The organism is Lyngbya sp. CCAP 1446/10, from assembly GCF_026130175.1.
GTDB lineage: Bacteria > Cyanobacteriota > Cyanobacteriia > Cyanobacteriales > Microcoleaceae > Microcoleus.
Genome location: NZ_JAIGNI010000020.1, coordinates 1 through 22,093, shown reverse-complemented (window position 1 = coordinate 22,093; position 22,093 = coordinate 1). Strand labels below are relative to the sequence as shown.

The window sequence follows — 22,093 nt, the reverse complement described above, 5'->3', positions numbered from 1 at the left end:
CTATAATTCGCCCTATATTTGCATTATATTCGCCATTTTTCTTTCTTTACAAAACTTGCCTGGGGGCGATCGGAATTTCAATAACAAACTCACTCCCCTCTCCCGGTACAGACACACAAGTCAAATTTCCGCCATGAGAACTAACAACAATCGAGTGAGAAATAGACAATCCCAAACCAGTGCCCGAACCCACCGGCTTAGTTGTAAAAAACGGATCGAATATCTTGTGCAGCACCTCAGTGCTCATCCCCGGCCCGCTGTCAGCCATTCTGATTATTACAGAATTGCGGTCTGTCACCTCCGTAGAAATTGTAATATTAGGAGTATTTTGAGACGTTTCCGGGCAATTTCTTGCCAACAGCATCGCATCGATCGCATTGGTAAGAATATTCATAAATACCTGATTCAACTGCGACGCATAACAAGTAATTAACGGCAAGTTGGCATAATTTTTAATCAGCTCAATCCCCAAACGGCCGCCCTCTTTTCTCAGGCGCGGTTGCAGCAACATCACCGTACTGTCGATGCCTTCATGGATATCAACCGACTTCATTTGCGCTTCGTCGAGGCGCGAGAAATTCCGCAAACTCAACACAATATCCCGGATTCTTTCGGCTCCCACTTTCATTGAATCCAGCAACTTTTGCAAATCTTCACTCAAAAATTCCAGTTCAATTGTTTCTATTTCCTCTAGGATTTCATCAGCAGGTTCTGGATAGTGTTGCTGGTAGAGCTCAATCAATTTTAGCAAATCTTTAACGTATTCGCTAGCTGGATTGAGATTACCGTAGATGAAACTTACAGGATTATTGATTTCGTGAGCTACACCAGCCACCATTTGCCCTAAACTCGACATCTTTTCCGTTTGAATTAATTGAGCTTGAGTCAGTTTCAGCTCCCGCAAAGTTTTTTCTAAACGCTCGTTTTTATCATTTAACTCATACGTCCGCTCTTGCACTTTCTGCTCCACAGAATTGTAAAGCAGAGCATTTTCCAAAGAAATAGCAACTTGGGAAGAAAGCAGCCTTAAAACTTCTAATCTGTGGGCAGTAAAAGCCCCAACAGTTAAGTTATTTTCTAAATAAAGAATGCCGATTAATTTGCGTTGATTGACTATCGGCGTACACAAAAGAGATTTGAGCTGGTGTTTGGCGATGTAAGCATCGGCAGTAAATCGCCCTTCAGCCGCGGCATTGCTCAACACCAAATCTTCGCGAGTCCTTTCCACATAATTAATCACCGTCACAGGTAAATCCTGACATTCTTCAACAGGCGTAAATTGCAGCACCGCGACATCTTCAGCAACTACTGACGCTTGAGCTGATATTAAAAGTTTTCCATCTCTAACTAAGATTAAAAAACCGGATTGTGCCCCCGCGTTTTCTAGCGATATCCTCATCAAAGAAGCCAGCAGCTTGTCGAGGACAATTTCGCTGGAAATTGCCAGAGATGCTTTCATTACAGTTGCTAAATCCAGCACTCTCGCATCACTGCCAGTAGAAGTATGAATAGTATTTGTAGTTTGATTGTTGTTAAAACTTCCGTGGAGCGGCGTCATTTCCCGCAACTGCGGATACTTCTGTTCTAAATCTTCAACTTTGCGGACTGCACCCCAGCGCAAGTAGCATGAGTGAGCTTCGCGCAAGTGGATTTTGGCATATTGATATTTGCCTTTACTCAACCAAAACTTAGCCGCTAGTTCATTGGCGAGGGCTTCATTTTGCACAAACTCATTATCTTGAGCTAAATTTATCGAGAAATCGTAAAGCTCTACAGCTTCTGAATCTTTCTTGGTAATTCGGGCTATTTCTGCTTGGACTAAAAGGTACTTGTGCAGAAAATTTTCTGCACAGTTGTCTGACCAAATTTTCATTTGTTTTTGATTAGCTTCTAACTTCTCCAAGTATTGCTTTTGTTTGTCTTCCGAAACATTGGGAAAAACTGCCGCCAAAGTTAGAGAAAAGAAAAAATTCCACTCGGTAGCGGGGATTGCTCCAGTAATAAAAGATAGCTGCTTTTCAACTTCCAAAGCTAGTTGTAACGCTTCGTTAAAGTTGCCATACCAGTACATTACCTGGCATTTGCGAATCTGATAAAGGCAGAGCGAGTACAAATTTTGATGAGCTTGACAGTTGTGTACGTATTCAGCTTCGCTCAAATCTTCGCTTTCAAATACAAACTTTTCAGGAGTCAGTTGGCTCAAGTTGCGTAGGATTAACTCTACCCCTAATAATATATCGGTAACAAGCTGATTTTTCGTTTTTTGGCTGAACTGCAAATACCTGCTCGTGTCTGCTAGAATTTGCGAGATTTCTTTACCTTGAAAAAAGTAATTGGCTATACGGTTGGACAGGATATAACCTGCGTATTCTAAATCTCCTGATTCTAAAGCTGCTTGATACCCTTCATTGCTGATTGCGTGTGCTTCTTTAATATGATTGAACCAGTAATGAAAAATACTGACCAAGGACGAACAAGCTCTGCACTTCAAGCCGATATTTCCCGATTTTTCGCTCAAATTTAGCGACAGCAGGGCAAATTGATAAGCTGTTTTGTAATCTCCAGAAACAGCGTTTAAGAACATACCGTAGCCCGCGTAGCAGAGAGATGCTTCGGGAACCAAACCGTATGTGAGAGAAAGATTGACTCCTTTTAATACGCTGACTTTCCACAAGTCGGGATTTTTGAGGTAAGCCGATGTTAACAGGTTTGTGATTAATTTGACTGCCACTTTTTTATCGGGTACAGTCATTTCGGGAGCGTCAATCAGCGAAGATATTTCTCTACCTGCTAAAAAATTTGTGGCTGCTGCAAATTCTTCGGAGATGACTTTTTGCAGCCCGTCTAGCGGCAAGTCAATTCCCAGCAAGTCCAAAGCTTTGATTCCGGCTTTAACGGCTTCTTCATACTTCGCTCGCAGGGTGTACTGCACGATCAGCAGGTTGTAAATTTCTACTTTTTCTAAGGCCGATCGCGCTTTTTGCAAGGTTATGTTGATAAATTCTTCTGAATGCTCAAAATAACCGTTTAAATACTCAACATTTGCGCGCTCCATGTGCAGAGCAAAGGCTAAATCGTAGTGGGAATCCCAAATATCGGCGGTTAAACCGTCCATACCTGCGGTTAAATACTGCAACGCAGCAACATAAGCAGTGGCATCTTTAGCTCTCCGAGCCGCGTCTAAATTCAGCGTTGCCAGTTCAATTAATTCTCGCTCGTCTCGAATTAGCGATCGGGCTACATTCAAGTGATCGACTAATTCAAAGATTCTGTCAGCGCGATATTCAGCCGGAGTATTTTCGAGAATCTGCCTGCCAATTTTCAGGTGAACGTCTTTTTTTTGCGAGTCGTCAATTAAAGCATAAGCTGCTTGTTGGACTCGATCGTGCAAAAATTTATAATTGAGAATTAATAGCGGAAACAGCACGTAATCTAATGACTTACTTTCCAATTCCGAAGTTGGCAAGATCAGTCCAGACTTAATCGCTGGCAACAGGTGAGAAAAAGTTTCCGACGCTTCTTTTTCATGAATTAAAGAAAGAGTGTTTAAGTCAAATTCGTTACCCAAACAAGCCACTAAACGCAAAACCTGCTGCGTTGAACTTGGCAGTTTTCTCAATTTTTGTACCATCAAATCTACCACATTGTCAGTGATAGCGCACTGCTCAATTTGAGTCATATCCCAATGCCAGCCGCCCTTGCTCCCCGCTTGCGGTGGCTGAAAAACTAGCAGGTTTTCTTGATACAATGTTTGCAGGAATTGATTTACAAAAAAAGGATTGCCGTCTGTTTTGCTGACTACCAGTTCAGCTAAAGGTTTGACAGATTCGCGATCGCTGTGCAAAGTCTCGGCAATCAAATGAGTTATATTTTCCACCCCCAGCGGCGACAAAGCAATCTGATTAATGATAGCTTCCTGATTTCGCAGCGTCTCCACAGTCATCATTAAAGGATGAGTGGGACTGACTTCATTATCCCGATAAGCGCCAATTAAAAACAGATATTGTGTCGCTTCATCTGTCATCATCAATTCGATCAATTTGAGTGTGGCAGAATCAGCCCACTGCAAATCGTCGAGAAAAATCACCAGCGGATGTTCGGGCTGACAAAATACGCGAATGAAGTTTTGAAAGACTAAATTAAAGCGATTCAGAGATTCCGTTGGCCCCAATTCAGCTACAGGAGACTGAGCTCCGACAATTAGTTCAACTTCTGGAAGTACATCAATAATAATTTGCCCATTTTGCCCGAAAGAAGTGCGGAGTTTTTCGCGCCAAACTGCCAATTGAGCTTCGCTTTCAGTTAACAGTTGCCGCACCAATTCCGAAAAAGCGCTGACAACGGCAGAGTAAGGAATAGTCCGCTTGTACTGGTCAAATTTTCCCCAAATAAAATAGCCACGCCTGCGGGTAATTGGTTTGTCTAAAATCTTCACCATTGCAGATTTGCCAATGCCGGAATAACCAGCAATCAGCATCATCTCGCTGCGGGATTTATGCTGTCCTCTCGCCAGCACGGACACAGAATTTTCTTGTTTCGATTTGCTCTCTTTCTTGATGACAGAAATTTGGGAGTGTTCGATGCGGTAGGCTCGATTATTTGTTGCTGCTACCCGTTCAAATGCCGCTAAAAGAGTTTCAACTTCTCGCTGTCTGCCATAAAGTTTTTGAGGAATTTGAAATTTGTCGGAAATATCTTGGTTGCCAAGAGCAAACTCAGAAATAACCCCAGATGTTTGCAACTGAAACAGACAGGATTCCAAATCTGCTTTCAGTCCCCAAGCACTTTGATAGCGATCCTCCGCCGTTTTTGCTAGTAATTTCATCACAATGTCTGAAATAGCTTGAGGAATTTCTGGTGCAATTTCAGCGAGAGGTACTGGCTGTTTGGCGATGTGACAGTGAACTAACTCCATCGGATCGGTAGTGGGAAAAGGGAGCTGTCCTGACAGGATTTCATAGAAGGTGACACCAAGGGAATAAAAGTCTGTGCGGTAATCAATAACCCTGTTCATTCTGCCGGTTTGTTCCGGCGACATATAGGCTAAAGTGCCTTCTAAAAAATTAGGATTTTTATTGGCAAGATTTTCTTGATTTGAGTCAGTTGAGATGCTAAAATCTATAAGTTTAACTTGTCCCGTTGCGGGATTAAAAACTATATTAGAGGGGTTTATATCTTTATGTATTACATTTTTTGCGTGAATTTCTCCCAAAGTTTCAGCAACTTTGATGGCTGTAGTCAAAAATCCTAAAGTGGTAAATTTTTGGGTAGCCATAAATATTTTTAAAGATTCGCCGCCAAAATCTTCTAAAATCATTGCCAAAATATTGCTAACCTGCTGCAACTTGTACACTTTAACAACTCCGTCGAGCTGGTTTAAGTTGGCAGTAATATCATATTCGCGTTTGTATCTATTCAGTTCTTCGGGAGTCGGATAGTCTTCTTTGATAATTTTGATAATAACAGGTTGGTTGTCTTGCTCGTTACGGCCGCGGTAAACCAGGGAAGTGCTGCTTTCATAAATAAGAGCGAGAACTGCAACGCCGGGAATTGCCATCATAGTCAGGTTCTCTCAAATTAGGTGTGCTTGGTCAATATTACAGGAGTTGCGCGCGGCGGGCTAGAAACCCGATTTTTTCGTTGCTAGTCGTTGACAAACCCAAGATTTTTTAGTGTGAACCGGGTTTATTTTGGTAAATCCTATGTTATTCTTCATTATCACTCAAAAGCTATCTTTTGGGATGTATGGGAAGACAGGCCTTGACAGAGACCGGGCGGTTGAAACCGCGTCTACACAAACACTCATGCACTCCAAGCGGGTTGAAGAACGGGGGGTTAAAATTAGGTGATTTTTCTTCAGCCCGCGGAGGCGGACTACCCTTCGGGAAGGTTAACGCCTACGTTTTTGTAGTTTGAGATCGAACTCGTATGTGGCGAAGCGCCCGTCATCCGAGTTCGATTTCAAAAGCGGTTTCAACCGCTGTCTTATCTATTGGGTCATCTACGCGCTGGCTGGAATAATAACCTTTAATCTCGGAGTTAAAAAATCGGCCTGTAGAATCAGCTTCTTGCAGAGATTCCCAAATTTCCGGTTCTACGTGGCTGTATTGATAGACTGACCCGCTGCTAAATTCTATTTGCAAAACTTGCTCCTCTTCGTTGTATCCGATCGCGCTAGCCATTGCCGAATCAACCGGGATCATAGCAATCGGTTCGTCGCGGTGAGCAATTTCTGTTAATTCAATACCGGGATCGAGTTCGGTTGAATCTGTATTGGCGATGAAATCAACCATTTGCAGGCCCTGCATTGCAGCTTCGGGAGCAGCAATTTCGATAAATTCGACTTGTTCACCGCGATCGATCAATAGTCCTAACTGGCCGTTAGAGTGACCGACTGCTAAGACATTGCTCAAGTCAATTTTGGATAGTTTCATAGGATTTATCAATGATTTGTTTTAGGTCAATATTTCCCCTAATAAAGCAAGTTGCGCGACAGAGGAAATAGTGGATTAATTAATAGTGTATTTGATGTTGCTTAAAAAGTCAATAATGCAGTTGGGCGAAAATTATTGTAGCAATTTAGGTGTCAGGTGCGGCTGGCGTATCCTAGGTTGATAAGATGTGTCCGGTTCTTAACGAAACTTGACAATAGATTAAGAATTATTGCCATAAAACAAAGGTAAAATTGTGGGAATGGCGAGTAAAATCCCAGCCAGGAAAAGGGTTTGAGGATTTTTCCCATCTGTAAATCTTCAGAAAGTTATTATTTCTAAAGGATTCATCCGGTGAGAAAATCGGAAACAACCTTAAAATTTAGCAGTAATCGCCCGATCGGGCAAATCTCAACCAACACCAGGAAAAATACCTATGAAATTGGCTTATTGGATGTACGCAGGCCCAGCCCACATCGGCACTTTGCGCGTTGCGACTTCCTTCAAAAACGTCCACGCCATCATGCACGCACCGATTGGAGATGACTATTTTAACGTCATGCGCTCCATGCTAGAGAGGGAACGGGATTTCACGCCTGTAACTACCAGCGTCGTTGACAGACACGTACTGGCGCGGGGCTCGCAGGAACGGGTGGTGGACAATATCACCCGCAAAGACAGAGAAGAAAGCCCAGATTTAATCGTGTTGACTCCGACTTGCACCTCCAGCATTTTGCAAGAAGACTTGGAAAACTTCGTGGAGCGAGCTCAATTGGATGCCAAAGGCGACGTGTTGCTAGCCGATGTCAACCATTATCGGGTTAACGAACTCGAAGCTGCCGATCGCACTTTAGATCAAATCGTGCAATTTTACATTAACAAAGCTCGCAAAAAAGGCGATTTGGAAAGTAAAAGTGAAAAACCATCGGTGAATATTATCGGTATGTCTACGCTGGGTTTTCACAACCAGCACGACTGCACCGAGTTGAAGCGTTTGATGGCAGATTTGGGAATTGAAGTTAACGAAGTTATTCCCGAAGGTGCTTCGGTTCATAACTTAAAAAGACTGCCGCGCGCTTGGTTTAACTTGGTTCCTTATCGGGAATTGGGGATGATGACTGGGAAGTATTTGCAAAAAGAATTTGGCACTCCGATGGTGGATATTACGCCGATGGGTGTGGTAGAAACTGCGCGCTGTATTCGCAAGATTCAGGAAGTGTTGAATGCTCAAGGTGCGGATGTTAATTATGAAGAGTTTATTGACCAACAAACGCGGTTTGTGTCTCAGGCTGCTTGGTTCTCAAGGTCGATCGACTGCCAAAACTTAACGGGCAAAAAAGCGGTCGTATTTGGCGATAATACGCACGCTGCGGCGATGACGAAGATTTTGGCTCGCGAGATGGGAATCCACGTTGTATGGGCAGGAACCTACTGCAAACACGATGCTGATTGGTTCCGGGAAGAGGTAAAAGGGTATTGTGATGAAGTGCTGGTGACGGAGGATCACGGGGCGATCGGGGATGCGATCGCGAAAGCGGAACCTTCGGCAATTTTCGGCACGCAAATGGAACGCCACGTCGGTAAAAGGCTTGATATTCCGTGCGGTGTGATTGCTGCGCCGATTCACGTTCAAAATTTCCCGATCGGCTACAAGCCATTTTTGGGTTATGAAGGCACAAATCAGTGCGTAGATTTGGTCTACAATTCCTTTACTTTGGGCATGGAAGACCACTTGCTAGAAATCTTCGGCGGCCACGATACTAAGGAAGTGATTACTAAGGGTATTTCGGCTGATTCTGATATGAATTGGACGAAGGATGGACAAGCTGAGTTGAATAAAATCCCTGGTTTTGTCCGGGGTAAGGTGAAGCGAAATACTGAGAAGTTTGCTCGCGAGCGCGGTATTGCTTTAATTAATGCTGAGGTGTTGTACGCGGCCAAGGAAGCTGTCGGCGCGTAGTTAGTTGGGTAAGGGCCTCTGTTGTGGATGCCCTTGCAGATCTATAAAATCTTGGACAGATCTCTTTCAACCCTTAATTTTGGAATTACTTCAGTGATATTGATAATGAAGATTATTTCAGCTAAAAAGTTTATTCAAGAATAAATTTTTCCATTATTTCTGCCCGCATTTAGTCAGATTCATCTTCCGATATTGCTTGATATTCCAAAAGCTGTTCCCCTCGGATAATCCACAATTTACCCGCAACTTCTGCGGCATCCAATCCGCGAATTAATATTTCTACTGCCGCTTGCAAATCTTGCGGTTTCGATTGAGAAGGCAGACGCAGTAACACAATCCCAGAATAATCAGAAGGATTGTAGCGGAGGCGATTGCCAAACCCCCTATCCAAAGTCACAAAACATCTATCTTCCCTCCGACATATATCAATTAATAATTCATCCGGTGTGGAACTCAAATTTTGTTCCCGTACAGTCGCAACATCATGGCCAGCCAAACGTAACATCGAAACAACGCGGATGCTGCCCAAATTTTCATCAAGTTTTAACTTCACTTTAAAACTACCTTTTTTTCACCCAGAGGAATTTCGACATAATAATCTCTTGCCAACTCAGCCCCATAAGCAATACAAGCCAAAACGTCTTCTCGTTCAATTCCCGGATATTCCTCAAGCAATTCTTCTAAAGTCATGCCGCTAGCGAGAAAGTCAAGAATCAGAGAAACCCAGATGCGATGGCCGCGAATACAGGGTTTGCCAAAGCAGATATTCGAGTCGATTGAGATGCGAGAGAGTAAATTATTTTGAGTCATGTCTTTTCAATTATATATTTTCCATCTTCGCGCATATCGGAAATGATTGTATCCCAATTAATTACTTATTCAGTTTTTATTGATGATGCTTTGACGACTAAGACTCCACCAACATAATGAACCTCGCACTCTTCATCCATATTTGCTGGTTGGCTGTTGCCAGTTTCATCGAGCGGCGAAGCTATTTCCTGTTGTTTCCGCTGCCATAACAGGAAGTCAGCAAAGTTGAGGATTTCTTGCAGTTCAATTTCAGAGAAATTTTTCAGTTTTTCAACGAGTTTTTCTTTGAGAGGTATCACGGCTATTTTTTCCTTGCTTAAGACGACCGCTAGATTCAGTTTAACAGGAGGCAAGTGCATGAAGTGAAGCTATCCTGTAGGGAATCGCCCTCACACCTCATTCTGATTATTGTCTTTCTCAACTTCCTCAAAATTGACTTTCTTATAAATAGCCGATAGAGGAATTTCAACCTCGAAGGAATTAAACACTAATGCGGTATCTTCCTCATCATACTCGGAATACAACCATTTTTTATTCTCGGTTTTAGAATACTGCTCAACATTAATTTGTGTTTGGTCAATCAGAATGTATTCTCGAAAACTAGGAATAGTTTTGTATAATTTAAACTTGTCACCTCGATCGTAATTTTTAGTAGACTTTGATAAAACTTCCACAATCACTTGAGGGTTAGTAATCATGTCTGTGCGATTGTTGTGATACTCCGGTTTTCCCAAAATTACCATTACGTCGGGATAAGTATAAAGTCGCACTTTTGGAACCCACAGACGCACGTCACCGATGAAGACATCATACTCTTGTTCTGGAAGAGCCAAATTTAAAGCAATGTAAACGTTTCCTGCGAGCCGATTGTGATTGGTAGAGCCGCCTGTCATAGGAATAATTTCCCCGTCGAGATATTCACTTTTGTCCTCTGCTGTTTCTTCCAGTGCTAAATATTGCTCTTCTGTGAAGTAATGTTGGTCGGTTGTTGGCAAAGTGGTTGTCATTAAGCTATTCTCCCACCAGGATGTTGAACAAATACTTTTTTTGAGTGCGATCGGCGAAGCTATCCCGTAGGGAATCGCTCTTTTAAATAATAACCCACATTTCCAGCGATCGGTACACAGAGGCGATCGCCCGCGAGGACAATTGCTACAATAAAATTAGTCGATCGCTCTTTGGTAACAAAACGATGTCAACACCAACCGATACCCAAACAAAAATAGAGTTCACCCTCAGCCAAGCAGATAAAGAAATTCTCGAAAAAGCCGCCACTGCGAAGTGCTTGAGCCTCAACGAATATTTGCTAGACATAGCACTGAAAGCAGCCAAAGAAACTCCTCAAGTAGAGCAGATCGTGTTAAGCGAGCGCGACTGGGAAAACTTCGCATCTGCGATCGAAAACCCACCGGAGCCCAACGAAGCACTAAAAGCAGCCATTAAAGAGCATCAAGAAAAGTATGGAAAGTGGTAAACAATGGAATTAATTTTTTGCTCCATTGAGGATAACCGAATCAAACGAGAAGCTTTCGACTGCGGTGTACCAGAGTTAAATGAGTACATTAAAAAATATGCCAAACAAAACGATAAAAGAGGCATCTCTAAAACTTTTGTGGCAATTCCTGAAGTTGGCAGCCCAGATGTAGCAGGCTATTATTCTGTCAGTATGGCTGAAATTAAACGGGAGTCTCTACCCGAAAATTATCGGAGAGGATTGCCACGCTATCCAGTACCAGGGATGCGTCTTGGCAAACTTGCTGTAGATCGTTCCATGCAAGGGAGAGGAGTAGGAGGAGCTACTGATGGAGTCTTTTCGCAAAGCAGTTCGATTCTCGTCAGAAGTGGGAATATTTGCGGTGACAGTCGATGCTAAAAATCAGCAAGCGAAACAGTTTTATTTGAAATACGGTTTCATACCGCTAGAGGATGATGAACTTTCACTTTTTATCCCGATCGCCACTATCATCAAAGTCCTTGAATAAGCTACAATTACTTTATACAAATTATCTGTCATTTGCATAACCCCCGCCGGAAACGGCAATGCCGTTTCCCTACAAATTATATCCTCTAATTTATGTAGCAATACTTCTTAGAAATGGTATAATACCAATTTAAAAAAACCTTGCTACAAAAAAAATAAAGGTTTTTACCTGTAGGGACACGGCACTGCCGTATCCGGTAATTTATGCTCATGACAGATAATTTATATACGATTAATAACCGTAGCAATAATTTGTCAAAATGGTATAACTTGGGAGCATTTCATTTTTGTAAAAAGCATTTTTTTATACGCTCGCGAGCTATACAAGACTCGCTAGCGGGGACAGCACTACGAAAGCAAAACTGAGATGCTCCGATCAACTTTCGCATACAACTTGGCAAATCCACCGCACAATCGCTCCAATCAAATCAGATTGACTTGGTGAAAAAGCTGTCAGCGAATCCGCGTCATTCTCGCTAACAATAGCAATGTTGCCGTCAAACTTGCTTAAATCATTGAGAAATGTCTCGCTAAATCCTGTCGCCTCTTCCCCCCGCGAGTTGTAGAATAATAAGATGAAAGATTTCTCGCGATCCATCAGCAGCAAATCCCAATAAGTTTGTAAATCTGCCATTGTTTTCGGTGTGGCATCCTCACTTTTGGGACAGCCTTGTTTCAGCATTTGGGTGTAAATCTTGGCGGCGGGGTTGTCGGGGTTGATGAAGTTTTTGCTGTCGATGCACAAAAGTTGGATTTGATTGGATAATTCGGCTTGATTATTGATTTCTCTGGCAATGTCTTGGAGGAAAGTTTGCCAATCGGGAACTTCAGAATGGGGTGTGGTGGGTGGATGGTGCCATGCGTCATAGAAGGTGGGGTAAGGGAGATTTTGGGCACAGTGCCAGATGACTTTGTAGGAATTGTTGTATCTGTCCAAGTCATTTTCGTAAGTCTCATCGGATAGGCAATTTTTTAAGGCAGTGACAACCCCTGTCATTTGCTGAGTTTCTGTCAAAAATTTATTGAAAGTATGTGCTGCTTGCGATAGGATATCTTCCTTTTCAGAGGTACAGATTAACTCAGTTAAAATGGCTATCGCATCTGGGTTGCTTTTGCTTATTTCCACTAAACTATCTACTGTCTGCTCGAAGATATATTTATTCCCAGAGGTGCGGATTAACTCAGTTAAAGCTGCGATCGCATCTGGGTTGCCTTCGTCTATTTTTCCTAAGCTATGGGCTGCCTGTCTCCGGATATTTAGATTCCCAGAGGTACGGATTAACTCAGTTAAAGTGGCGATCGCATCTGGGTTGCCTTTGTCTATTTTTCCTAAGCTATTTGCTGCCTGCCACCGGATACTTAGATTCCCAGAGGTGCGGATTAACTCAGTTAAAGTGGCGATTATATCTGGGTTGCCTTTTCCTATTTTCCATAAGTTTCCTGCTGCTAGAGCTTGGATAAATTCCTCATCTGATTTGAAGCTTAATTGAGTTAAAGCGACGCTCGCATCTGGGTTACTTTTGTCTAGTTTTCCTAAGCTATGTGCTGCCTGCCACAAGATGAATTCATTTTCAGGTGTGCGGAATAATTGAGTTAAAGTGGCGATCATATCTGGGTGTTCTTTACCTATTTCCCCTAAGTTTTCTACTGCTAGACACCGGAGTAATCCATTTTCAGAAGTGCGAATAAATTCAGTAAAATAGGCGACCGCATCGGAATTTTTTTGGTCTATTCTAACTAATGTATCTGCTGCTTCCCACCGGATATTCTCATTTTTAAAGGTGCGGATTAACTCAGTTAAAGTGGCGATAGCATCTGAATTCCTTTTATCTATTTTCCCTAAATATTCTGCTGCCTGCCGCCGGATATCTACATTTTCAGAAGTGCGGATTAACTCAGTTAAATAGGCGATAGCATCTGGGTTGCCTTCGTCTATTTTCCATAAGCTATTTGCTGCCTGCAACTGGATATATTCATTTTCAGAGGTGTGGATTAAATCAATTAAAGCGACGATCGCATCTGGGTTGCCTTTGCCTATTTCTTCTAAGCTATAGGCTGCCTGCCACCGGATATCTTCAGCCTCAGATGTGCGGATTAATTTAGTTAAAGCTGCGATCGCTATTGTACGATCACTCTCTGGCAATATTGCTTTTGATGCTTCGGCAATTGGATATAAAAATGTCTGCCACTCCTGCTTTTCAATATTAAAATATCCAAATCCCCACTGGACAATTTGTGCAACGATCGCATCACCCAAAGAACAATCCTTAAACTCATCAATTAAGACAGCAGCTAGAAAATAAGCTCGATACCAATAAAACTCATCTTCAATTCCATCCTGAAACTCCACCAACGCCTGAATAAACGCTTCCTTCTCCTCCCTATCCACATCCTTTCGCCCCATCCACAACAACATCACCTCTTTCCACTGCCGCTCAAAAATCCGATAAATCCCCTGCTGCGGATTCTGCGGCACATGATTCAAGAAAAAGTGCCAATCCTCAATCTCGCACGCTGCAAAATATTCCTGAAACGTGGGATGATAGAAAGCATAAACAGATTTCAGCGGGTTTTGGGCATCATCTCCCACTCGATTCAGCCAACCTAATTCAATTGCTTTTTCAAATAACTCAGGATGCGGTTGCGCCAGATTTTGGCTCACAAACCAATCGGGCAATATCGATTTATATCCAGCTTCAATTGCTGTCAGTGCAAACCTTCCCAACGCAGCATTTAAGTCTATTCTCTGTGCTGCTGTTGTCGGGAAAGCTTGTTTCTTGAAATCATAAAGCGCTGTGACAAATACCTCATAAAGTTCGGCTTTAGTATCGGGTAATTCTTGCTGTCCGAATTCCCAAGTTAAACACAGCAGGAATAACCGCAGGGGATTGCGTGCTAAATCTTTGATTCGCTCTTTTCCCGGTTCGTCTAAGGCGGCGCGTAGAACCCCCCCCAGCCCCCCCTTAGTAAGGGGGGGAGTAGGAATTGAGGTAGTTTCCACCCTTGGTAAGGGATTAGGAATTGGGCCAGTTTCCCCCCTTTCCAAGGGGGGATTAAGGGGGGTAAACCATTGATCGATAAACAATTTCACTTGATCGCAATTATCGCCGTCTCCATAGCTGAAGTCGAGCATTTTATAAGTATCAAAATCAGACAGGGCATTCCCCGTAGCCTCCCAAATATTCAGGCGACAACTGATTACTATTCGTACTTTATCAAATACCCGTTCTCTCAACTGTGGCGATAGAGTTCCCAGGGAATCGGCTATTCCCATTTCATCCGCGCCGTCCAACAGCAACCAGATTTTTCCTTCACTCAGTAATTCATTAAATTCTTTCACCCATTCCGCAGGTGCAGCATCCAATTTTCCCGCCGCTATTCGCAGCCAATCTTCGATTAAATATTTGCACAAAGGTTTTTTCACCTCTGCTAAGGATATCCATACGGGCAAATATTCAGTTTCCGCCAATATGCGATCGCAAATTTTCAACAATTGAGTAGTTTTTCCCGCACCCGGTTCGCCGATGACTGCAAGGCGTTTCCCCTTGCTTTTAGGGCTATCGCTGTTTGTGAGGACTTTTTCGCAAAATTCGTCGTAACTGAGGGGAATCAATTTTTCGGCTTCCTGATAAGCTTGGGAACCTGTTTGAGGGGAGAAATCATCGCGGCGCTGGGGTTTTTGCTGGCGTTCGATTAATCCCAAGGGGACGTGAATCTCGTTGAGGTCGATTTTTCGCGCTAAGTCGTTAGCAAAAAAAGTGTTGGCCGCTTGTCGCTTGGCTTGGGCTGCGGCGCGGCAGGTTTCGCGCCAGTCGATTTGGGTTGCTGGCGGTGAGGGCGGGCTCCATTCGTGGCGATCGACAATTTCGGTTATTTCTAAATTTAAAGCTTGGGCGATCCAAGTAATAAAGTCTCTCCTAATTCGCTTTTTATCAAGAAACCGCTTAACCGTGTCAATACTCACCCCTGACTTTTTTGCCAAATCCTCTTGAGTCCAACCTTTCTTATCTGGTTTTTCAGGCTTTGGCAATTGGGCCATTCTTTCGCGAACTTTCTCTAATCCTTCTAGAGTAAGCCCTATGGTGCTGGAATTGGGAGTTTTGCTCATCGGTGGTAAGTGGAGAGATTGCGACTATTCATAGTTTAGTGAATAGCTAGGGAAAAATCATAGTGCAGATTAGTGCAGTTCAATCTGCACTGTTTTGCTCTGGATGCTGCCCCTGGTATGCGGTTATTTGTAGATTATGACATTTAGGAATACCGCCATGAAGTTCAAAGATATTGTAAAAACTCACAAATTCACCTGCGTTGCTGGACAATTGACCGAGTTTGGCGTCGTCAATTTAATCTCGTGGTTAGATCCAGTTTCAGGATTTTGGATTAGTATTGTTTGCTTAATTTGGCACATTTTTCAGGATATTAGGCAAGAAGAGAAAGACAGCGATAGTCCCTCAAAATAGGTTCGTAGTAAGGACTTTAGTCCTCCGTTGGATCGTCGCAGCAGATTTTAGGTCGATCGCGGGCGGGAACTCTTAGAACCGCCCCTACAAACCTGAAATCTGCTGTATTAGCTTCCGAAAGGGCGATCGCACTTCCGATCGCTAATTCGCCCGCACAAAACAAAAAAACCTCCCCAACAAGGAGAAGGGAGGGCGAAAAAGAGAGTTAGAAATTAAAATTTTGGAGAATTAACAATAGGGAGTTACATCCACGCCGCAGTCGTCAGCCAAATAACACAAAGCCCGAAAGCGAATCCCAACTACTTGCTCGTAAAGCGGATTTAACTTACACAACGGCGGAATGGAAAATAAAGTGCGATCGCCAAACTTGACTTCCCGCTCAAACGGACACTGCGATGGAATATATTTACACAACAACCGAGCCAATTTTTGACTCTTAATTTCCGTGTTCTCGATCCACTCTTTCAGCGGATGTAATAAATCAAACCGCGGCTTTTTACTGTAAGGCTGAGAAATTGTAGCGACAGTAACAGTAATTTCTTCTTTGCCATGCCATACCCAAATTGGCAGAATTCTCTGGGGTAATTTTTGCTCAAATACGTTCATATTGCTCTTCTCCTCTTTTAGAACGAGCTGCCAAGAACTCTTTGTAGAGCTTGTACTGGATTTTGTCTACAATAAGTACCTACAGCAGCTCGTTTTGCTTTACCGGATGAAAGTTCTTTAATTAATGACTAGAACCGAGACAAGTAGTTCCTGAGTTTTTTTTAGAGACAGTGTGCGATCGCAAAAGTGTCCTCATTGCCAGATCGAGAATTTATCGATCGGGTAAAAATTCTGTCTTCTACGTTTTAGCTTCAACCTTCGGTTGACTCTCCTTTTGTAGTTCAATTACAATTGTGACGCATCGAGGTGAATTATCCTATACGTGAAAATGCGGAATTTCAAATGAAAGTTATAATAGTTTCAAATAAGCTCGGCTGCAAAAAAGCCTGAAACCCAGCGCCAAGTGTCGCTTCGCACGCGCGGCGTAGCTATCCCGTAGGGAATGGCCCAGAAACTCCTACAATTATAAATAATCGGTATTACCGCCCTCACCACCCATGAGCAACCCAGAAACCAAATCTATTACCCGCGAATTGCAAAGCCACGCCGCCATTCTCGGCGGCTTCGTCTCCCTCCTGTGGGCGATCGAGATTCTCGATGTATTCGTGTTTAGAGGCGCGCTGAATTCCTACGGAGTCCGCCCCCGCAGCATCGACGGACTCGAAGGCATCCTCTTCATGCCTTTTCTGCACGGCAGTTTTGCTCACTTAGCCGCCAATACCCTTCCTTTTTTGACATTTGGTTGGTTAATCATGCTGCGAGAAACTAGCGACTTTTTTATCGTAAGTGCCGTTACTGTACTCATCAGCGGATTGGGAGTTTGGCTGACAGGCGCGCCCAATTCCGTACACATTGGTGCCAGCGGATTAATCTTTGGTTACTTCGGATTTTTGCTACTGCGGGGCTATTTTGAACGCAGCTTTACGTCTATTATGATATCTTTAATTGTCGGTTTCTTCTACGGCAGTTTAATTTGGGGAGTTTTGCCCTCGCAGCCTGGAGTTTCCTGGCAAGCACATTTCTTTGGCTTTGCAGGCGGGATATTAGCAGCTCAAATGTTGGGGCGAAAAAAACGGGAAGTATAGCAGAAGGCAGAAGACAGTTCGGCAACGGATTCTGTAACGGATGTAACGGATGTAACGGATTTCAGTCCGATGGAAGTCGGAAGGAGCAAGAAGGAAGAAGGAGGAGCAAGAAGGAGGAGAAGAAGGCCGGGCGGTTGAAATTACGCTATTTTCTTCAGTCCGCGGAGGCGGACTTCGTTTTTGTAGACGCGGTTTCAACCGCCGTCTTATCTAATAATTCAACTTGCGCGGGCAAGTAAACTGTAAAAACCGAACCGCCACCTAATTGGCTTTGAACTTGCATATCGCCGCTCATCATCAAGCAAAAATGACGGCTAATAGTCAATCCCAAACCCGTGCCGCCGTACTTGCGCGTAGTTGAAGCGTCGCCCTGCATAAAAGCTTGAAATAAATGCTGCATTTGTTCTGCCGGAATCCCAATGCCCGTATCAGCTACCCGGAAAATTATCAAGTCGGAAGTTTCTGCTATTTCTTGAGTTATTAAGCTGTCATATTTAACCTTTTCAATGGACAGGGTAATAGTGCCACCTTCCGTAAATTTCGCTGCATTGCTGAGCAGGTTAAGCAATATTTGACGAGTTTTGGTAATGTCAGCATACATCATTCCCAAATCGCCAACATAATTAACTTCAAACTTATTAGAGTTTTTCTCGACGAGGGATTCGATAGTAGAAACTACATCCTCAATTAAATTAACTGGGTTGAAAGTTTCTAAATAAAGTTCCATCCGCCCTGCTTCAATCTTAGAAATATCTAAAATATCGCTAATTAAAGATAGCAAGTGTTTGCCGGCAGTTTGAATTTTGTGCAAGTCGGGGATAAAATCTTCGTGGCCTAAATCCTCGGCGTCTTCTTTGAGCATCTCGCTGTAACCGATAATTGCGTTGAGGGGAGTACGCAATTCGTGGCTCATATTGGCTAAAAAAGCGCTTTTGGCTTGGCTTGCAGCTTGAGCGGTTTGAGCGACTTTTTGGAATTCTTCTGCTAGTTTGCGTTGGGTAATGTCTTCTGCAATACCGACAATGCGGTAAATTTCTCCGGTTTCGTTGCGGACTGGAAAAGCCCGATCGCGCACCCAGCAAACTGAACCGTCAGATCGCACTACCCGATACTCCTCATCATAATCGCCCTGCGCGTGTTTTTCAAAAGCAGCCTTGAGGCGATCGACATCCTCCGGGTGAATAGCATCCCAAAAAGCCTCCGGTTCTGACAGCAAACTCTGATAGCTCAAATGCCATATTTTCTGGCAAGCTGGACTCACATAAATTATTTGCTGTTGATTTGGTTCTCTAATCCAAAACACCTCATGAATATTTTCTGCCAACTGGCGAAACCGCTCCTCACTAGCCCGCAACTGCTCCATCGCAGTGTGAAACTCGGTTACGTCCTGAATCAGCGATGCCACCCCGATGATCGTGCCGTCAGCATCAACCAAAGTAGTATTGTACCACTCGCAAAGAATAATTTGCCCGTCCTTTCTGATATTCTCGTTAATGCTACTAACTCCTCCTTGATTAGTGAGCAAAGTTATAGATAGTTGCCTGACATACTCCTTCGCACTGTCAGGAACTATTAGATCGACTCCGTGGCATCCCATTGCTTCCAAGCGGTTGTATCCAAAAATTCTTTCGGCTGACAAATTCCAGTCTGCCACTTCAAAATTTAGATTCCATTCGATCGCCCCCAAAGGAGTTTGATAGAGGTGGAGAGCGAGTTTTTGCTGAGATTTTTCCAGAGAGCCAATTAATTTAGTTTTATCAGCAATCGCAGCTTCCACCCGCTCTTCGAGAGTAGTAAACGACTCTTCCAATTGACCGGCCATCGTATTAAAAGAGCGGGCCAGGACACCCACCTCATCCTCCCGCTCTAGAGACACCATCAAGCGGGGATCTACCGCCATCGAGTCCCATTCTCCCCGCGACAAAGCCTCCGCAGCCTTGCTCAGACGCTGAATCGGCATCACAATCCATCTCGAAGTCAGAATCCCTAGAGCCGTCGCCACCACCAAAGCACCGAAACAAAGCAAAATTGTGTAACGAGTGTTAGCGTTAATCGCTTCCATAAAATCGGCTTCGGGAACCGCCACCACAATCAACCAGTCGAGGCCTCTGCTGTCTGAGAAGGGCGTCACTTGTAGAAATTGCCGTTCCCCGTCGATCGCAAAATCTAGCTGGCGAGAGCTGTCAATCTTGCTCAAATCCCCAAAACGTTCTTTCAAATACCGGGCAGTCGATCGAATTAGAACATTGTTACTTTGAGTTGCAGCAATTCGTTTCGGAACGCCGTTGCTAACAATAAACGGCGGTTCTGGAGTAGAATTTGCCACCAATTCTCCCGACCTTTCCACAATAAAAGTCTGCCCTGATTTACCAATCTTGAAACCTTCCAAAAATTGATTTATCTTGGAAAGTGTCAAGTCAGAACCCAGGATTCCAATCAATTTGTTATTCTTGTCGTAAACTGGTTGAGCGGCAGTAATTGCTAGTTTTGGGGTATCAAAATAAGTATATATTTTAGTCCATGTCGGCTTGCCGGCCCTCGCCGGAGCTATGTACCAAGGTCGAGTGCGGGGGTCGTAATTAGGAGTAGTTTTTAATAGCTTAGTTGATTTGCCGAACTCTGACGGTGCGTAGCTGTGAAAGTTATAGCCAGTAGATTTATTAGAAATCCGAACTTGCAAATTGCCATCGTCGAGGTGTTCAACTCCAGTAAAAGTTTTTTGTTCGGAGCCGAATTGAATGTAGCTCACTTTATCAAACGTTTGGAGTTGTTTGGAGAAGTAGTTACGCAAGCTAACTTCATCCTGCACGTTCAAAATGCCGAGACGGATGGCATCAAGATTGAGTTGATTGATTTGGTGTGGCGTTTCGATCAAACTATGAATGTGTTGCTGGATGCGCGATGTGACTTCGGCCCGCAGTTGCGTGGCAACATCGTTGACAGCTATGCGCCCGTTGCGCAGCGACAGCCACCCCGTCAGCCCCACCGCAGCAAAAGTCTGGATGGCAAAAGGCACGACAAGGACGATGCGAATTGGCACTTTACTCGATATTTTGAAAATCCGGTCTGTCAGAGATCTGATTGGCATGATCGAGCAGAAATATTACGAATCCACAACATTTAAGTAAAGTACAACCTGATGAGCGCAGATTTTGAACGTTGAGATTGCTTGAGCAGGCAAAGTGCTGTTAAGAAATCGGAATCTGTCGCTGGTAACTGAATTTTTAACGGCTGCCACCGCTATCTTAACGCGATCGGGAGCTTTGGGAGGGCGATCGAGCTTTTGGAGCTATTTTTCCATTAGCGTTGTCAATTCCACACAGCTTGTGGAGTTGAAACTACATATAATAAACATAGTAGGATGCAGCTAACGGAGGCATGGATGATGAACGCAGTTATGGCTAATTTTGGTACTGTTCTCGGACTGAGCTCAATTTTTATCAGTTTCACCCCGGCGGTTCTCGCCCAACAAAGAGTGCAATCAGGGCCGCAAAATTCGGAAACGACTTTATCTGGGGATTCCCTGAGAACTGTGGAGGACAGAACCGTGGACTCGGACTACCAAAACTTGATTGGTGAATCACAAACGGGGGCTAATTCTGCTAGGAGGGAGCGCAGCTTGGCGGATACATTTCGCATGAAAGTTGGCCCGGAATTGGAATTTATCACTACTCCTTCCGACTCCCAGCGTCTAGGAAATCCCTTACCTCTCAAACCCAACGACAGCGGCACAGGAGGGGGAGTTCAGCTTCAGCTAGGACTCTAACAATTTTAAATGAATTGATGTCAAGCGATCGATCGCCCGATCCTATTTTTGAGGCTGGGATCTCTTGTGACTGCGATCGCCTTTTTTTATCAGTTTTATCACAAATTGCGTGCGCTTTCCATCACACCACATCGCCCATTATCAACAGAAAATTAGGACTATTAAACTTCAGATTCAGTCAAATCGGATACATATATTTACAAGATCGCATAAAACAGGCGGTGAAGGTGATGGGAAAGGCTCAACTGATCGATTATTTGCGGGGGGAGTTGGCGATCTCGAATTCTGCGATCGCTGTTGCTCTGAGACACGGCGAAGAAGATGCCAGCCAACTGCCGATGGTTCTGTGGCAGTATGGGTTAGTCACGCTGGAACAGTTAGACTTGATCTTTGATTGGCTGCAAACTCAGCCGGCTTAGCAATTTAAAATGCAAAGTTCACAAACAGGGATATCGAATTGCCGATTTTTGAGAAATAAAGCTTGCACAAACGGGCGTAGAAAAGTATGGAGTTGAGTGTTGAGGTTGAGGGTCTGTTTTATGGCTCCAGACGCCATAAAACAAACCCCAGCAACTTTTCGGTTGCCGGGGCTTGTCTGATTAAATTTGGTGGCGGGAAGTGGATTTGAACCACTGACCTTCGGGTTATGAGCCCGACGAGCTACCAGGCTGCTCTATCCCGCGTCGCTTAATCTATATTTCTAGTCGTTTCCGAAAATCAAACTCTGTAATCGTTGAGATTACAGAGTTTGTTTCAAGTTGGTGGCGGGAAGTGGATTTGAACCACTGACCTTCGGGTTATGAGCCCGACGAGCTACCAGGCTGCTCTATCCCGCGTCGCTTTGTCTACTCTCTAATATAAACACATCTTTCGGAAAATTGCAACCCCTAAATCAAAAAAACTTTTGAGATTGTGGGAGGGGTTGCTGAAATCGGCTCAGAGTATCGATCGAAGAGGAAGAGAGGGAGAGGGGGAGAGAGGGAGAGGGGGAGAG

At 43.8% G+C, this 22,093-nt stretch carries 16 protein-coding genes and 2 tRNA genes; 6 read left to right on the top strand and 12 right to left on the bottom strand.

Going from position 1 to position 22,093, the window contains the following annotated elements:
• Positions 1-46: 46 nt before the first annotated feature.
• On the bottom strand, positions 47-5,560 hold the full coding sequence (locus K4039_RS10980) for an ATP-binding sensor histidine kinase (protein ID WP_265235215.1): 5,514 nt from the start codon (positions 5,558-5,560) through the stop codon (positions 47-49).
• Between the two features lie 385 nt (positions 5,561-5,945).
• Positions 5,946-6,434 (bottom strand): KTSC domain-containing protein, encoded by a 489-nt coding sequence (locus K4039_RS10975; RefSeq protein WP_265235214.1) that lies wholly within the window; start codon positions 6,432-6,434, stop codon positions 5,946-5,948.
• A gap of 433 nt (positions 6,435-6,867) precedes the next feature.
• Here K4039_RS10975 and bchB point away from each other — a divergent pair, with 433 nt between their 5' ends.
• A complete protein-coding gene (gene bchB / locus K4039_RS10970; protein ID WP_265235213.1) occupies positions 6,868-8,391 on the top strand; it encodes a ferredoxin:protochlorophyllide reductase (ATP-dependent) subunit B in 1,524 nt (507 codons plus the stop codon).
• A 169-nt stretch (positions 8,392-8,560) separates the two neighbouring features.
• Here bchB and K4039_RS10965 read toward each other — a convergent pair whose 3' ends face one another.
• From K4039_RS10965 to K4039_RS10950, 4 genes are all read right to left on the bottom strand, one after another.
• On the bottom strand, positions 8,561-8,944 hold the full coding sequence (locus tag K4039_RS10965; RefSeq protein WP_265235212.1) for a DUF5615 family PIN-like protein: 384 nt from the start codon (positions 8,942-8,944) through the stop codon (positions 8,561-8,563).
• Positions 8,941-9,201: a DUF433 domain-containing protein gene (locus tag K4039_RS10960; protein ID WP_242723171.1), complete on the bottom strand. Its 261-nt coding sequence runs from the start codon at positions 9,199-9,201 to the stop codon at positions 8,941-8,943. Before K4039_RS10960 ends, K4039_RS10965 begins: the two co-directional genes overlap by 4 nt.
• A gap of 65 nt (positions 9,202-9,266) precedes the next feature.
• Entirely contained in the window at positions 9,267-9,500 is a 234-nt protein-coding gene (locus tag K4039_RS10955) for a hypothetical protein (protein WP_265235211.1), read from the bottom strand.
• A gap of 90 nt (positions 9,501-9,590) precedes the next feature.
• Positions 9,591-10,208, bottom strand: a complete 618-nt coding sequence (locus tag K4039_RS10950) for a Uma2 family endonuclease (protein WP_265235210.1) — start codon at positions 10,206-10,208, stop codon at positions 9,591-9,593.
• 185 nt (positions 10,209-10,393) lie between these two features.
• On the opposite strand from K4039_RS10950, the gene K4039_RS10945 reads away from it, so the two are divergent.
• Entirely contained in the window at positions 10,394-10,675 is a 282-nt protein-coding gene (locus K4039_RS10945; RefSeq protein WP_265235209.1) for a DUF1778 domain-containing protein, read from the top strand.
• 3 nt (positions 10,676-10,678) lie between these two features.
• Positions 10,679-11,074, top strand: a complete 396-nt coding sequence (locus K4039_RS10940; protein WP_265235208.1) for a hypothetical protein — start codon at positions 10,679-10,681, stop codon at positions 11,072-11,074.
• A 484-nt stretch (positions 11,075-11,558) separates the two neighbouring features.
• Here K4039_RS10940 and K4039_RS10935 read toward each other — a convergent pair whose 3' ends face one another.
• From K4039_RS10935 to K4039_RS10925, 3 genes are all read right to left on the bottom strand, one after another.
• Complete coding sequence (locus K4039_RS10935; RefSeq protein WP_265235207.1) at positions 11,559-15,290, bottom strand: HEAT repeat domain-containing protein; 3,732 nt, start codon at positions 15,288-15,290, stop codon at positions 11,559-11,561.
• A 368-nt stretch (positions 15,291-15,658) separates the two neighbouring features.
• Complete coding sequence (locus K4039_RS10930) at positions 15,659-15,805, bottom strand: hypothetical protein (protein ID WP_265235206.1); 147 nt, start codon at positions 15,803-15,805, stop codon at positions 15,659-15,661.
• 65 nt (positions 15,806-15,870) lie between these two features.
• On the bottom strand, positions 15,871-16,248 hold the full coding sequence (locus K4039_RS10925; RefSeq protein WP_265235205.1) for a Mo-dependent nitrogenase C-terminal domain-containing protein: 378 nt from the start codon (positions 16,246-16,248) through the stop codon (positions 15,871-15,873).
• A gap of 497 nt (positions 16,249-16,745) precedes the next feature.
• Here K4039_RS10925 and K4039_RS10920 point away from each other — a divergent pair, with 497 nt between their 5' ends.
• Complete coding sequence (locus tag K4039_RS10920; protein ID WP_265235204.1) at positions 16,746-17,333, top strand: rhomboid family intramembrane serine protease; 588 nt, start codon at positions 16,746-16,748, stop codon at positions 17,331-17,333.
• 154 nt (positions 17,334-17,487) lie between these two features.
• Here K4039_RS10920 and K4039_RS10915 read toward each other — a convergent pair whose 3' ends face one another.
• Positions 17,488-20,421 carry a PAS domain S-box protein gene (locus tag K4039_RS10915; RefSeq protein WP_265235203.1) on the bottom strand — a complete coding sequence of 978 codons (2,934 nt, stop codon included), beginning with the start codon at positions 20,419-20,421 and terminating at the stop codon, positions 17,488-17,490.
• A 294-nt stretch (positions 20,422-20,715) separates the two neighbouring features.
• Here K4039_RS10915 and K4039_RS10910 point away from each other — a divergent pair, with 294 nt between their 5' ends.
• Positions 20,716-21,099 carry a hypothetical protein gene (locus K4039_RS10910; RefSeq protein WP_265235202.1) on the top strand — a complete coding sequence of 128 codons (384 nt, stop codon included), beginning with the start codon at positions 20,716-20,718 and terminating at the stop codon, positions 21,097-21,099.
• A gap of 230 nt (positions 21,100-21,329) precedes the next feature.
• Positions 21,330-21,518 (top strand): DUF2949 domain-containing protein, encoded by a 189-nt coding sequence (locus K4039_RS10905; RefSeq protein ID WP_265235201.1) that lies wholly within the window; start codon positions 21,330-21,332, stop codon positions 21,516-21,518.
• A gap of 187 nt (positions 21,519-21,705) precedes the next feature.
• Here K4039_RS10905 and K4039_RS10900 read toward each other — a convergent pair.
• Both K4039_RS10900 and K4039_RS10895 read right to left on the bottom strand, forming a co-directional pair.
• A tRNA-Met gene (locus K4039_RS10900) sits at positions 21,706-21,782 on the bottom strand.
• A 76-nt stretch (positions 21,783-21,858) separates the two neighbouring features.
• Positions 21,859-21,935, bottom strand: a tRNA-Met gene (locus tag K4039_RS10895).
• Positions 21,936-22,093: the final 158 nt, after the last annotated feature.